This window comes from Dyella telluris (assembly GCF_014297575.1).
In the GTDB taxonomy this organism is placed as follows: domain Bacteria; phylum Pseudomonadota; class Gammaproteobacteria; order Xanthomonadales; family Rhodanobacteraceae; genus Dyella; species Dyella telluris.
Genome location: NZ_CP060412.1, coordinates 4,323,014 through 4,336,886 on the forward strand (window position 1 = coordinate 4,323,014; position 13,873 = coordinate 4,336,886).

Consider the following 13,873-nt stretch of genomic DNA (forward strand, 5'->3'; position numbering starts at 1 on the left):
TCCCCCGGGTTACCACGGCACGATCTCGCCCAGCCGGTTGAGGTATTGCAGGCCGGTGCAGCCGGTTTGCGAGGTCACCACGTCCACCACGCGCGGAATGCTGTCGCTGATCTCCAGCGGTGCGCCGCTGCCACCCATGTCGGTACGGACCCACCCGGGCGCGATCAGCAGCAGGGCGCGCGTGGCGACCGGCTGGCGGGCGGCATAGCTGCGCATCAGGGTGTTCAGCGCAGCCTTGCTGGCCCGATAACCCTCCCAGCCGCCGTCCCGGTTGTTGGCCACGCTGCCAAGGCCGGATGACATGGCGGCGATCACGCCACCAGGCGCCACCAGCGAGTCGAGCGTCTCGATAACGCGCATCGGGCTCAGGGCATTGGTCACCATCATGCGGGTGAAGGCCTGGGTGTCCATCTGGGCTGCGGTCTTGTCCTGCTCGATGGAGATGCCGGCATTGACGAACAGCACGTCGATCGGACGGCCTTCCAGCCGCTGCCGCAGGGCGCTGATTTGTTCGGGCAGGTCGATGTCGACGTGTTCAATCTGAAGCCTGTCGCCAGCGGGTGCCTGCAGGTCATGCAGCGGCGTGCGGGCAGTGCCACGCGCGGTGGCGATCACCTGCCAGCCACGCTTGAGGTATTCCTCCGCCAGTGCGCAGCCAAGGCCGCGGGAGGCGCCGATGATGAGCGCGGTCTGCTGCTTCTGCTGTTCGTTGGATGTCATGCGGCGTGCCTCGTTCTGGGTGAGGGTTCCGGTTGGGTGCTTGGAGAATCAGGTTGAATGCTCATGGGGTGCATCATCGTTGGGCGCGTAACGCCAGCCGATCACCAGCCCGCTGATGGCAAGGACGGCGATCAGGCCGGCAAACAGGACGTGTGCCGTGAGTGCTCCCGTGGTTGCCGACACCAGGCCGATGCCGATGACCGGCAGGGAATTGCCGCAGAACATCATGATCAGGTAGGTCGCCACGACTTCGCCCCGGCGTTCCGCGGGCGCAATGCGATTCACCACGGCCAGGCTCCCCCGGTAACCCAGCGCGCCGGCCGCGCCAGCCAGTACCGAGGCGGCCAGCAGCAGGGGCATGCTCTGCAAGTGTTCCGCCATCACCAGCAGGGCAACAGCTGGCGGGAACAGGCTGAGTCCGCCGAGCATGGCCGTGCGACTGGGTAGCCGGCGGGCAATCACCACCATTGCCGCAGCGACGGCAAAGAGGCCGAACACCACGGCCGCGGACACCACTGGCCGCGACTCCTTCAGCGCCTCGGCGAGCATGCCGGGTATCAGTGCGGCGTAGAAGCCGAACAGTGCAAAGGTCAGGAATGCCGTCACGGCCGGCGATATGAACGAGGCCAGGATGTCCCTGGGAATGCCGAGGCGGGGGCGCAGCGACCATTCGGCGGGGCGACGTTGCGGGTGGGGCACGGTTTCCGGCACGCGAACAAGCACGATGCCGGTGAGCACCAGCAGGGCGGCATACACCGCAAAAGGGAGTCTCAACGGATGCACGTTGAACTGTGCCGCCAGTGCGCTGAGCCACGGCCCCGCAGCAAGACCGACGAAGTTCGCCGCGCTGGCTGTTACCGCGCCCGCGTTGGCGCCCTCGGGCTGCAGCTCGGTGATCCAGGCGGCCATGGTGCTGGAGGCCAGTCCGGTGGCGAAGCCGCTGAGCGCACGCCCCACGAACAGCCAGGCGACGCCCGAGGCGAGCCCGAAGGCGGCCGTGCTGGCGAGGGCAACACCGATGGCTGGCCACACCATGAAGCGTCGCCCGGCCTGATCGGAAAGCCTGGCAAAGAAGAACAACGCGCCGATGTTGCCGAGCACGTAGCTCGAATACACCAGGGTCAGCGTGATCTCGCCAAAGCCGAAGCTGCGCCGATAGAGTGGATACAGCGGCGTCAGCAGCGTGGCGGCGACGAACATCACGGCCAGCCCTGTGGCGACGGTGAGTGCTGCACGGCGACCGTGGCCGCGTTGGATGCCCTTTGAAGCCATGGCTGTGAGGTTAGGGGGCGCCATGACAGCAGCAGCTGTGGAAACCGTGGTTATTTCGTGACGACACGTCATGACGCTGAGGGCCAGGCGCCTGAGGTTGCCGGTGCATCGGGGTATGGGTCGGCCGAAGCGCTAGAATGACGCCCCGCGCACGCTTTCGTAACTTCCCCGATGACCGACCAGACGCAGCTTTCGGCCCCTGCTTTTTCCGAAGAGGACGAGCGCTACATGCGCCACGCGCTGCAGCTTGCCGCGCATGCACGCGACGCCGAAAACGAAGTGCCGGTGGGTGCGGTACTCGTGCAGGGCGACGAGATCGTCGGGCTCGGCTGGAACCGCAACATCACGCTTAACGATCCCAGCGCACATGCGGAGATCATGGCGCTGCGGGCCGCGGGCGAAAAGCTCTCCAACTACCGCATGCCGGGCGCCACCTTGTACGTCACGCTGGAGCCGTGCGCGATGTGCTCCATGGCGCTGGTGCATGCGCGCATCGGGCGCGTGGTGTACGGGGCCACGGATCCCAAGACGGGCGCGGCAGGCAGTGTGTTCGATACGCTGATTTCTGATCGCCACAACCACCGCGTTGCCGTGGAAGGCGGCCTCCTGGCCGACGAGGCATCGACCATGCTGCGCGAGTTCTTCCGCGCCCGGCGCTAAGGTCGGCGGACGAAACACTCGGAAGTCACGAGAGCCCCGCTCTTGATCGCCATTCCCGTGCAAGCGGGAGGTGCTTTTCAGCAGCCGAAGGGCTGGCCATCCAGCGCTTTCATGGCCGTGAAAGGCAACAGGGCGGATGACCCGTCGTCAGTTGCTGCAGTGCAACTCACTCCTTGGCAGGGCTGACGAACATGAGGCGTTGCCGGGTTTTGTCCGTGCCCCCAAGCCTCAGTTGGCGGTCGGACGCCAATAAGCCTTCAGCAGATCCAGCTTGGCGAGTGACTGCATGGCTTTTTCGGAAGCCTCATAGGCGGTGCGCTTGGTCCAGCGACGAAAGGCCTTCAGTTGTGCTTTGGCCTCCTTGCCATCCACCACATCGCCAATCAGCTTGCGCGCCATCATGCGGTCGTGCGCCAGGCCCAGGTGGCTTTGCAGGTCGGCAAGGCGTTTCAGCCATGCCGTGGTGGCTGGTTTGGGGAAGGCGTGCTGGTAGAGCTCCATGCTGTAGCGGAGTTTTTTGGTGGCGCTGCGCAGTCGATGCAGGCGCTTCTGGCCGCCGTCCAGCTTGCCGGCGCGCTTCTTCAGTTCGGTCAGGCGTTTTTCGATGGCGGCTGCGGCGATGTCGCGGATGCGGCCATCGGTGGGCGGCTCAAGGGTATGTACCCAATGGCTCCATGCCTGCAGCGGGGTAGCCATGCTGTGCTTTTTCAGTTGAGCCAAGGCCTGCTTGTGGTTCTGCTGTTGCAGGTCGCCGAGTGCTTTTCGCAAGGCGTCTGCATCGGTCAGCTTGCCTTGCTCCTTGTCCAGAAAGGCCGGCAAGGTTTCCAGTGCGAGGATGTCGATGTCGCGACACCGTCCGGAGGCTTCGCGGCTGGCACGCAGATAACCGAGTACATCGTGCAGGTCATCATCGGACAGCGTGGCCACATCTTTCAGTGTGGCGGTGACGCGTCGCAGGTTGACGCGCCATGCGTGCAGCAGCTTCGGGTCGTAAGGCGCTTCGAGCAGGTGCTTGCGGGATTCGGCAGCTTTCGCCAGATAGCTGTCCAGGGTTTGTCGGATGCGATCAAACTCGGACAGCGTCATCGGGCGTTTCCTGGAGGAAACCGGCGGCTCGCGCGATGGAGCAACACGGTGCTGCAGCCTGGCATTCATACAGTCATTCCAGAACCCCGGGCTATCTACTTTGCATCAAATTGTCACCATTGGCGAGCGACTTTCCGACGCATGCTCACGGCACGCAGGCGAGGGTGTCAGCGCAGGATTGTTCGATTTTCAGGCTGAGCAGCGGGTCGGCCCGGGTGGTGCCCAGATTCACCGCGGCAATCGGTTTTCCCTCGCGTGCCGCGGCAGCGGCAAAGCGGTAGCCGGAGAACACCATCAGCGATGAGCCGACCACCAGCATGGCATCCGCGTTGTTCAGTGATGTGATGGCGGCGTCAACGCGATCACGCGGCACGTTCTCCCCGAAAAACACCACGTCCGGCTTCAGGATGCCGCCGCAGTGGGGGCAGGGCGGCACGTCGAAGGCGGAGAAGTCGCGGCCGTCCAGATCCGCGTCGCCATCCGGCGCATCGCCGGCATCGAGCAGGGCCCATGCGGGGTTGAGTTCGACCAGGGCTTGCTGGAAGGTGTCGCGCGGCAGACGCGCCGTGCAGCCCATGCAGCGCACTTCATTCAGACGTCCATGCAGGTCGATGACATCCCGGTGTCCGGCGGCCTGGTGCAGGCCATCCACGTTCTGGGTCAGCAGGGTGGTGAGCCGGCCCTGCTGCTCCAGTCGCGCCAGCGCGTGGTGCGTGGCGTTGGGGCGGGCGCGGCCGAAGCGACGCCAGCCGACCAGGCTGCGCGCCCAGTAACGCTGGCGTGTGGCCTTTTCGCCCATGAACGCCTGGTAGGTCACCGGCTGCGGGCGTTTCCAGCCACCGTTGGTGTCGCGGTAGTCGGGAATGCCCGAGTCGGTGCTGCAGCCGGCGCCGGTCAGCACGAACAGGCGCGGATGGGCATCGATGAAATCGCGCAGGCGCGCGCGATCAAACTCGAGGTCGCCAGCGGGCGCCACGAAAGAATCGACAAGGCTGATGTCAGGCTGTTGCACGACCCTGCAACTCCTCGATGGCCGCGGCGATGTTGCCGGGGCCTTCCACTTGCACAACGCGCGATGTGCGGTCCACGAAATCGGTATCGGTTTCGTGCGCCCAGGTCACGTGGTAAGGCATGTACACGCCCCAGCCACCCATCTCCACCACCGGCGCGATATCCGAACGCAGCGAATTGCCGACCATGGCGAAACGGCCCGGTGCCAGCTGGAACTCTTCCAGCACATGGCGATAGGCGCGCTCGTCCTTCTCCGACACGATCTCGATGCGATGGAACAGGTCGGCAAGTCCGCTGCCGGCGACCTTCTGTTCCTGGTGGAACAGGTCGCCCTTGGTGATCAACACTACGCGATGCTGCTGCGCCACGGCTTCCACCGCTTCACGGATGCCCGGCAGCAAGTCCACCGGGTGCGCCAGCACCTGCTTGCCCAGTTCGATGATGCGGTGCAGGTCGGCGGCGCTGATGCGCTGCCCGGTGATGTCGATGGCGGACTCCAGCATCGACAGCGTCATGCCCTTGGCGCCATAGCCGAACAGCTTGATGTTGCGACGCTCCGTGGCCAGCAGGCGGTCGTGCACGTGCACGTCCGCCAGATCGACATACGCGCCGATGATGCTTTCAAACTCGCCATGCGCCGACTGGTAATAGCCTTCGCTGTGCCACAGCGTGTCATCACCGTCAAAACCCACCAAATCGATCACGTTGTTCATCCGTCCGCCGTACTGGCCAAGCCTGTCATATGGGGACATTTTCCCAGAAAACAGCCCGTTGCGGCCGGGAGTCCGGGCTCACTTGAGACGCTGTGATGGAGCAGTGGCCGACGCCGCATATGCACGGCCGCGCCATGCGGTTGCGTGGCGTTGAAGCGTGCGGCAGGCGTGATTGCAGGGGAGGCGGGCTGCGTGCAACGCGCCATGTGATCGAGGACACACCAGCACACGCCTTGCCGCGATGATCACATTGCGCGGACCTGACATCGACATCGTGGTCTCTAGGGTGCAAGCCTCGCTTCGGGAGGTCATTGATGCATCGACAACAAAAACGGACACGGCTAGTCACTCGTCTTGCAGCACTTTCCCTCACCTCGTTCGGCAGCATCTCCGCGTTCGCCGACCCATCACCCGCGCTGGATCGCGTCAGTCTGTGGCTGGGTGCGTTCTATTCCGATACGCAGACACAGATCGGCGCCAGCGGGCGCAGCGGCATCCTCAATGGCTACAGCGGCCATTTCAGTCTCGAGGATGATCTTGGCTTCCAGCAGCACAAGGCGGTACCTCGCGCGAAGCTGGATTTCCTCATTGGCGACCATCAGGGCTTTTCCTTTGATTTCTTTGGCATCAACCGCACGCACGGCCGCTCGATCAGTCGGGACATCAGCTACGACGGCACGGACTTCCCTGCGTCGGCCCGGGTGGATGGCAAGCTGAACTTCAACTTCGGCAGCGCGGCGTACCGCTGGTGGTTCGGCTCGGGCAGTGATGTGTTCGGGCTCGGCATCGGTGCGGCCTACTACGGGGTGAAGGCCCGCGTGGAAGGTCAGGCCAGCATCGACGGCTACGGTGCCGATGCGGTGGCCAGCACCCACCAGACGGCCTGGGCGCCGGTATTGCAGTTCGGTTGGCGGCACGCCTTTTCGCACAATCTGCGCATCTATGCCGATGCCTACGGCGTGAAGAAGAACGGCGGCAATCTTGCCGGGCACATCTACAACGCGGCGCTGGGCCTGGAGTGGTTCCCGATCGAGAACCTGGGTATTGGCGGTGAATACAGCTACACCCGCATCCGGCTCGACCAGAACCATCCTTCGTATCAGGCCAACCTCGACATGCGCTTGAAGGGCCCCTCGTTGTTCGCGCGCCTGCGATTCTGATCGATGGTCCGGCGATAAGCGGCTGTCGCGCCTCAGCGCGAGGCGCGATGATCGTTCCGCTGGTGCGGCGCTGCCTGTTCGTCGATGCCACCGTGCTGCGATGGCCGCCATACACCGCCGTCGTAGCGTGCCGGTGACCACTCCGGCAGGGCTTCGGGTGGCGTGAGGTCGAGTTCGGCAAAGTCGCCGTCGGCGTAGACCACGCGACCGTCCATCACGGTGAGCGTGGAGGCGATATGCCGGATTTCTTCGTCGGGCACATCGAAGTAATCCGCCGTGAGCACGGCGAAATCGGCAAACTGGCCGATATCCAGCTGCCCCTTGCTGCCTTCCTCACCGGAGAACCAGGTATTGCCCTGCGTATGCAGCGCGAGTGCTGCGGCGCGGTCCAGGCGTTGGTCCGCTGCCATGAGCGCAAGCCCGCCTGCCGTGCGGCCCGTACTCAGCCAGTGCAGCGTGACCCATGGATCCATGCCGGCCTGTTCCGTGCCGCCCGAGCCGACGCCAACGCGCATTCCCGCATCAAGCATCTGTCGCCATGGGGGCGTGCGTGCGGCGGCTTCCTCGCCGTACCGCGCCACGAAGTACTCGCCCTGCCAGGCCATGTTGGGTTGCACGCAGATGCCGCCACCGAGGCGCGCAACGCGTTCGATATTCGCGGGGCTGATGGTTTCCGCGCCATCGAGAAACCACGGCAGCGGGCGGAGCGGCGCCTGCGCGTGCGCGCGCTCAAAGGCATCCAGGGCCACGCTGATGGTGTCGTCGTGCGTGGCCTGCAGGCGCCATGGCCAGTGCCGTGCAGCGAGCCTGTTGATGACGTCATCAAGCTGGGCGGCGGCCTGCGTGGTGATCTGCGGCGATGCCTGGCGGAAGTTGGCGTAGTCGCGCGCGGCATGCACCAGTACATCGCCCGCGCCATTGAAGCGGAACAGTTCGTCGCCGTCGCCGTAGCGATTGATGGTGGACCAGTGCAGGTAGTCGGCGATCTCGCCGCCCGGCGTCTGGGCAGCGAGGTGGTAGGCAAGGCGAACTGTCAGCAGATGGTGCTGGGCCAGCTCCTCGATGGCGCGATAGTCTTCCGGGTAGCGCAGGTGAGGCGCGCCGGCGTCGATCACGCTGGTGATGCCCAGTCGGTTGAGCTCGCGCATGCAGTGTCGCGTGCTGTTGATCTGGTATTCGTAGGGGAGCCGCGGCGCGTGGGCGAGCGCCTGCTGGAAGATGGTGGTGGCTGGGGTTGCCGTCAGCAGGCCGGTCGGGTGGCCGCTGTCATCCCATTCGACATGGCCGCCGGGCGGGTCCGCGGTTTGTGCATCGTAGCCACAGGCAGCCAGCGCCGCCGCATTGAGTAGAGCGCGATCCTGCAGGTGCTGGATATAGACCGGCGTGGATGGCGCGATGCGGTTCAGTTCGTCCAGCGTCGGCAGGCGCCGCTCGGCGAACTGGTGTTCGCAGAAACCGCCGATCACCCGTACCCACTGGGGCGCCGGCGTGCGCTGGACCTGTTCGGCCAGCAGACGCAGCGCGGCATCCAGCGAGGGCAGGCCATCCCAGCGCAGCTGTTGGTTGTAATCGAGGCCGGCGGCAATCAGGTGCTGGCAGGCATCGATCAGGCCGGGAATCACGCGGCGTCGGCCTGCGTCGATGACCACGGTGGCGGGTCCGGCCAGCGAGCGGATTTGTCCGTTGGAACCCACGGCCACGATGCGTCGGCCGTTCACTGCCAGCGCCTGCACCTCCGGTCGGTGGGCCACGCCAGTGTGGATCTTCGCGTTGTGGATGATCAGTGTCGGGTACGCGGTCATGGGCAATGCCTGGACGACAGTCGGTTCCCTGCGACCAGATGTACGGCGTGCGGCGTCTATCTTTCGTGACCGTCAAGCCTTCCCGTCAATGCCCATGGCGCGCGGAACCGTAGATTGGGGCGGGACCGCGCCGTCATGCGCGCCGGAAACGGGGCATGTGCATATGCACAAAAGTCATTTCCCGCCATGGCGGCGCTTGGCCAGCATGACTTCACTGCACCGTATGAACTCGTTGGGAGGCGAGGCCATGATTCGAAGCGCGTCCGCAAACACCGTTGTCGCCATTCGTCGCGCGCTTGCCGCAAGCGTGCTGCTGGGTGCGTGGCCGGTGTGTTGTCTTGCGGACAGCTATGACTTCTACAGCAACTGGCCCACGCACATCACCGCGTCGGACGGAACCGACGTGGGCCTGGCGGTGCTGTACCAGTACGACGTCAACCAGTTCTCCAACGACGGTGGGCGCCTCGAGGATTCCAGCACAAACCGGCGCCGCTATTTTGGCGCGTACATACGCAAGCCCGGTGTTTACGACGCCATTGCCCAGTACGACTTCCAGGCCAAACAGTGGGCCGATGCCTTCGTGCGATTCCGCAGCGGTGGCGTGATCGGCGAGGACGTGGGCAATTTCCGCTTCGGCTACTCCAAGACGCCGGTGGGCTTCGAAGGCGTGACCAGCTCCTCGGCCACCACCTTCATGGAGACGGCGCTACCGACGCAGGCCGTGTGGGAAGGGCGTCGCGCCGGCGTCGACTGGGCGTTCGTGCGGAAGCATTTCATCGTCAACGTGGGCGACTACTTCTGGCGCAAGGATTTCGACGGCAACAACCCCGGACATACCTGGGCCGGGCGCGCGGCATGGATGCCGCTCAACGATCCGGGCAACGTGTTGCACCTCGGCCTGTCGGCGTCGCGCGAAAAGCTGGACTGGGCCGATGACGGCACGGTGCCGTCGTCCGCGCGATTGCGCGCCCGCCCCGAGGACGGCCTGTCGCCGGTCCGCCTGGTGGATTCGGGAACGCTCCGCTACGCCAAGAGTGTGAACCGCCAGGGCTTCGAAGGATTGTGGATCGAAGGTCCGTGGTCCTTGCAGGGCGAGTACCTGCAGTCGACGGTGACCCGCTACAACGGCAAGCCCGACTATGACGTTGGCGGCTTCTACCTGTTCACCACCTGGACGCTGACCGGCGAATCGCGTTCCTACAGCGACGGCAACGTGGCGGACCGCCGCTACAACGGCCGTGACCTGCAGGCGGTGCGGCCCGCCCATGCCTGGGGTGCGGTGGAGGTGGCGCTGCGCTACAGCGAACTGGACCTCAACGATGGCGCCATCACCGGCGGCAAGGAGCACGACTGGACGGCAGGTGCCAACTGGTACCTCGGTGAGCACCTGAAGTTCCAGGCCAACTACGTGTGGGCCTTCAGCGACCGGGGTAACCTCAAGGTGAATCCGCACATTTTCGAAATGCGCGCTCAGGTTTATTTCTGAGGAACACCCGGTGGGTCAGGCGGGCGCGAGGCTGTAGCGCTCCAGCATGTGGCCATGAAGCAGTGCCTCGCTGGGTTCGGCAGAGCGATCCTTGCTGTTGCCGGCCAGGAGCCTGGCATGGGCGAGCATGCCATGGCATTGCTCAGCGTTCATGCCCAGCAATTGCTCCAGCGCCTGGCGCCTTAGTGGTAGCCACGGAGACAGCCATGCGGCCTTCGCGTCAAGGGTGTGCCGGCGCAGATAGGCGAGGTCGCCGGTCTGCATGGTCCGTGAAAAAGCCAACTCGAACTGGAGCGTATTGACGAAGTCGGCGAGCGCATCGCGGGTTGAGGCATCCATCTGCCGGATCATCGCGTCGGCCGGTTCCTGCCAGGCGATCGCCTTCGCCCAATGCCCGCGATTCTGATCTGCCTTGTGCCGATACCACAGTGCGATCAGCGGCGCGAGTGCGGGCTGTTGCTCGAGCAGGACCAAGTCTTCTTCCGGCAATTGATCGGCAGTGCGGCCCGCCATGGAGTTGGCCAGAAGGCGCAACATCGCGTACTCCGGCGCCCATGCCGTGACGGGTTTGCGCAGACGCAGCAGCTGCAGTCCATCGGAGGGCAGCTTGCCCAGGTGAGGAACCAGGTTCACCAGTGCCAAACCGGCATTCACGATGGATAGGGCTGCGAGCAGGTAATCCCCCGTCCCTGAGAGAAATAACCAGGCCAGCAGCCCGGAAAAGATCGCAAGAATCGCGTTGGCGGCCGGCCCGCCAGCACAGAGCCAGAGGCGTTGGCGGCGCAGCGGCCGGTCAAGGACGTCAATGGCCATGACTATGCCGGCGATGCGCCGTCGGGAAAGCGATGACCAGCGCCAACGCCAGCCGCGCCGCATGAAATGAATCTCCACGCCCATGACGTTCATCGACCAGAGCGTCATGCCGCCGACGCGAGCGCCCAGGCAGTGGCCAGTTTCATGCACCGTTACGGCTATCACCCAGCACAGGCTGGCGGTGACAAGGCCAAACAGCGGCGTGTCGTGGCTGCCACCGAAAGCCGGGAACGAGGCACCGATGGCCGCGACCTGCGTAACGACTGTAATGGTCGTTTGCGTGTACCTCGCCAGCCGGTTCTGCCAGGGCTTCATGTGTCACCGCGAAGTTCTGGCACGCCTCAATGCAGCCCGACCGTGTCGCGCGTGGCGTCGAAGATCTTCTGCGTGTCGTAGCCCACGCCGTTCTTGAACACGTAAGGCATATGTTCGATGTCGCTGGTGTTCTTTGCCGGGTCGCCGTCGATCACCACCAGGTCGGCGCGCTTGCCGACGACCAGCGTGCCCACGTTGTCGTCACGGCCGAGGTACTTCGCGCCGTTGGCGGTGGCTACCTTTACCGCCTGCTCGAAACCGAAGCCCGCTTCCACCAGCAGCTCGACCTCGCGCTTGGACGAATAGCCCGGCACCACGCCGCCGTAGCCCGTGGGGTCGGTGCCGGCGAGCAGCAGGCCGCCGGCATCGGCGTACTGCTTTTCCATGCGGGCAAGCTTGAGGTAGGTCTCGGGCGATATGCGTCCCTTGCCGTTCTTCACCTTGTCCCAGGTGGCTTCGTACTGCGCGCGCACTTCGGGAAGCATGAGGTCCAGCGCGCCCTGCGGTGCCTTGGGCCGGCCCGCCACGAAGGTCTCGAACACGGTCAGCGTGGAGGTAAGTGCCACGTGGTGATCGATCATGTCCTTCATCAGTGACTTCACCTCGGCGGACTTCGCATCCACGCCGGCCAGCGAATCGGCGACGCCGGTGCCCTTGGGGCAGGCATCGGGCTGCTTGTCCTTGACGAAGTCGCTGGCCACGAAGAAACCGTGCTCCAGGTTGTCGATGCCCAGGTCCACCGCTTCGCGATAGGTCACCGAGCACAGGTGCGCCGTGACCTTGGCCTTGCGCGCATGCGCGGTGTCGATCGCGCGCTTGAGCTCGTCGCGCGAGATCTGCATGTAAGCCTTGTACGAGGTGACGCCTTCGTCGGACCAGTAGTTGACGGTGCGCTCCGCGTCATCCGCTCCGCTGAGCACATGCACGGCGGGTATGGGCAGGCCGGGGCCGTTGAGGTACGGGCCGGTCACGTCCATGTCCGGGCCGATGGTCTTGCCGCTGGCAATGGCGTCGCGCACGTTGATGTCGGCGTAGGGCATCATCGAGCCCGCCGTGCGCATCGTGGTGGTGCCGCCGGCCAGGTACAGGCGCGGGAAGCTGTAACTCATCTCGTTGTATTCGACGCCGCCCGCCGGATAGAACATGTGCTCGTGCACCATCACGAAGCCGGGCATCAGCGTCTTGCCCTTCGCATCGATGACCTTGGCGTCCTGCGGCACCTTCACCTTGCTGCTCTTGCCCAGTGCCGTGATGCGGCCTTTCTCGATGACCAGGGTCTGGTCGCGCGCGGCCTTGCTGCCGGTGCCGTCGATGACGGTGGCATGGGTGAACGCGATCAGTGGCTGATCGTAGGCGACGAAATCCTTGTCCGTGGCCGGTTTGGCGTCGGCGGCCGTGGCGGATGCCGTGCCCAGCAGGCCGGCGAGCGCAAGGGTGAAAAGTGCGGGCTTCAACGTCATGGATGCTCCCCATCTCCAGAATGGGGAGCATCCTAGCAAGCGGCGTCAGCCTGTGGTCAGGCGGCCTCGAGCAAGGCCACGGTGCCCTGGCCGCCATCGGCGCAGATGCTGACGATGGCCAGCGTGCCGGAGGGCATGGCGGCCAGCTCCTTCACCGCCTGGCTCAGGATGCGCGCACCGGTGGCGCCAAACGGGTGGCCGATGGCCAGGCTGCCGCCGTTGGGGTTCACGCGATCGCGCGGGAACGGACCGAAGTCACGATCGACACCTGCCTTGCGGGTCAGGAAGTCGCGGTTCTCCAGTGCCGCCATGTGGAACAGCACCTGTGCTGCGAAGGCTTCGTGGATTTCCCACAGCCGCACATCGTCGTAACGCAGGTTGTGGCGGGCGAGCAGCTTGGGAATGGCAAACGCGGGCGCCATCAGCAGGCCTTCCACGCGGAAGTCGACGGCGGCGATTTCCCAGTCCACCAGCCGCACGCGCGGCACATGCGAAGGGATGCGATCCAGACCCTTGTCACTGGCCACCCACAGGCCCGCCGCGCCATCGGTGAGTGGCGAGGAGTTGCCCGCGGTAAGCGTGCCCTGGCCGCTGGTGCGGTCGAAGGCGGGTGGCAGCTTGGCGAGCTTTTCCAGCGAGGTGTCGGCGCGCGCGATGCCGTCGCGGCGATAATCGCCGATCGGGATCACCAGGTCGTCGAAGAAGCCGTTGTTCCAGGCGGCCACCGTGTTCTGGTGGCTGGCCAGGGCGAGGGCGTCTTCGTCCTCGCGCCGGATATGCCAGTCCTTGGCGGTGATTTCGGTGTGCTCACCCATGCTCAGCCCCGTCGTGCGGTTCACGATGCCGGGGATGTACAGGCTGATGTCACCCAGCTTGAGCGAGAGCGCGTGCGACACCTTCTCGCCCACCGAGCGCGCCTTCTGGAATTGGCGGATCCAGTCGGAGAGCCGCTGCGGCAGGCCGAGCTGCACGCGGCTGAGGCTGTCCACGCCACCCACCAGGGCGAGCTGCAAGCTGTCGTCGTCCAGCATGCCGGCTGCTTCGATCATGCCGATCATGCTGGTGGAGCACGCCATGATGGTGGAGAAGGCCGGGATGGTCGCCGGGGCGCCGGCATCCATCAGCACCTCGCGGGCGATGTTGCTCCAGGTAAGGTTGGGCACCACCGAGCCCCACGCCGCAAAGTCAGGCCGCTTGCCGTCCGGCAAACTGGCGAGCATGTGCTGCGCCACCGGTACCGACAGCGCGATGGCATCTTGCGAGGCGAGCGCGCCATCCACCTTGGCAAACGGCGTGCGCAGGCCGGAAGCCAACCAGACGGGACGGTCATAACGGGACTTCAAGGCCATGGGCATGTCCTGGCGAGGTGGGTTGG

At 65.1% G+C, this 13,873-nt stretch carries 12 protein-coding genes; 3 read left to right on the plus strand and 9 right to left on the minus strand.

Translation table 11 applies throughout. The features are described from left to right. Positions 1–9 precede the first annotated feature (9 nt). Both H8F01_RS19130 and H8F01_RS19135 read right to left on the minus strand, forming a co-directional pair. Positions 10–720, minus strand: coding sequence for an SDR family NAD(P)-dependent oxidoreductase (locus H8F01_RS19130; protein ID WP_187056610.1), 711 nt, complete (start codon positions 718–720; stop codon positions 10–12). Positions 721–768: 48 nt separating this feature from the next. Next, positions 769–1,992: an MFS transporter gene (locus tag H8F01_RS19135; RefSeq protein WP_187056611.1), complete on the minus strand. Its 1,224-nt coding sequence runs from the start codon at positions 1,990–1,992 to the stop codon at positions 769–771. A 171-nt stretch (positions 1,993–2,163) separates the two neighbouring features. Here H8F01_RS19135 and tadA point away from each other — a divergent pair, with 171 nt between their 5' ends. Further along, complete coding sequence (gene tadA, locus H8F01_RS19140) at positions 2,164–2,652, plus strand: tRNA adenosine(34) deaminase TadA (RefSeq protein ID WP_187056612.1); 489 nt, start codon at positions 2,164–2,166, stop codon at positions 2,650–2,652. A 228-nt stretch (positions 2,653–2,880) separates the two neighbouring features. Here the strand turns inward: tadA and H8F01_RS19145 are convergent, their stop codons facing one another. The 3 genes from H8F01_RS19145 to H8F01_RS19155 form a co-directional block, all read right to left on the minus strand. Further along, entirely contained in the window at positions 2,881–3,738 is an 858-nt protein-coding gene (locus H8F01_RS19145) for a CHAD domain-containing protein (protein ID WP_187056613.1), read from the minus strand. 145 nt (positions 3,739–3,883) lie between these two features. Continuing rightward, complete coding sequence (locus H8F01_RS19150) at positions 3,884–4,714, minus strand: NAD-dependent protein deacetylase (protein WP_187059377.1); 831 nt, start codon at positions 4,712–4,714, stop codon at positions 3,884–3,886. Positions 4,715–4,736: 22 nt separating this feature from the next. Further along, positions 4,737–5,462: an HAD family hydrolase gene (locus H8F01_RS19155; protein WP_238481055.1), complete on the minus strand. Its 726-nt coding sequence runs from the start codon at positions 5,460–5,462 to the stop codon at positions 4,737–4,739. 314 nt (positions 5,463–5,776) lie between these two features. On the opposite strand from H8F01_RS19155, the gene H8F01_RS19160 reads away from it, so the two are divergent. Next, positions 5,777–6,622 carry a hypothetical protein gene (locus H8F01_RS19160; RefSeq protein WP_238481056.1) on the plus strand — a complete coding sequence of 282 codons (846 nt, stop codon included), beginning with the start codon at positions 5,777–5,779 and terminating at the stop codon, positions 6,620–6,622. 32 nt (positions 6,623–6,654) lie between these two features. Here the strand turns inward: H8F01_RS19160 and H8F01_RS19165 are convergent, their stop codons facing one another. Further along, complete coding sequence (locus H8F01_RS19165) at positions 6,655–8,424, minus strand: amidohydrolase (RefSeq protein ID WP_187056615.1); 1,770 nt, start codon at positions 8,422–8,424, stop codon at positions 6,655–6,657. 247 nt (positions 8,425–8,671) lie between these two features. Between H8F01_RS19165 and H8F01_RS19170 the strand changes: the two genes are divergently transcribed. Then, complete coding sequence (locus H8F01_RS19170; protein ID WP_187056616.1) at positions 8,672–9,910, plus strand: OprO/OprP family phosphate-selective porin; 1,239 nt, start codon at positions 8,672–8,674, stop codon at positions 9,908–9,910. Positions 9,911–9,925: 15 nt separating this feature from the next. Here the strand turns inward: H8F01_RS19170 and H8F01_RS19175 are convergent, their stop codons facing one another. From H8F01_RS19175 to H8F01_RS19185, 3 genes are read right to left on the minus strand one after another with little or no spacing between them, the layout of a single operon-like run. Continuing rightward, positions 9,926–11,038, minus strand: a complete 1,113-nt coding sequence (locus H8F01_RS19175) for a site-2 protease family protein (protein WP_187056617.1) — start codon at positions 11,036–11,038, stop codon at positions 9,926–9,928. A gap of 26 nt (positions 11,039–11,064) precedes the next feature. After that, positions 11,065–12,498 (minus strand): amidohydrolase family protein, encoded by a 1,434-nt coding sequence (locus tag H8F01_RS19180; protein ID WP_187056618.1) that lies wholly within the window; start codon positions 12,496–12,498, stop codon positions 11,065–11,067. A 56-nt stretch (positions 12,499–12,554) separates the two neighbouring features. After that, positions 12,555–13,847: an acetyl-CoA C-acyltransferase gene (locus H8F01_RS19185; RefSeq protein ID WP_187056619.1), complete on the minus strand. Its 1,293-nt coding sequence runs from the start codon at positions 13,845–13,847 to the stop codon at positions 12,555–12,557. Between the last annotated feature and the right edge of the window lie 26 nt (positions 13,848–13,873).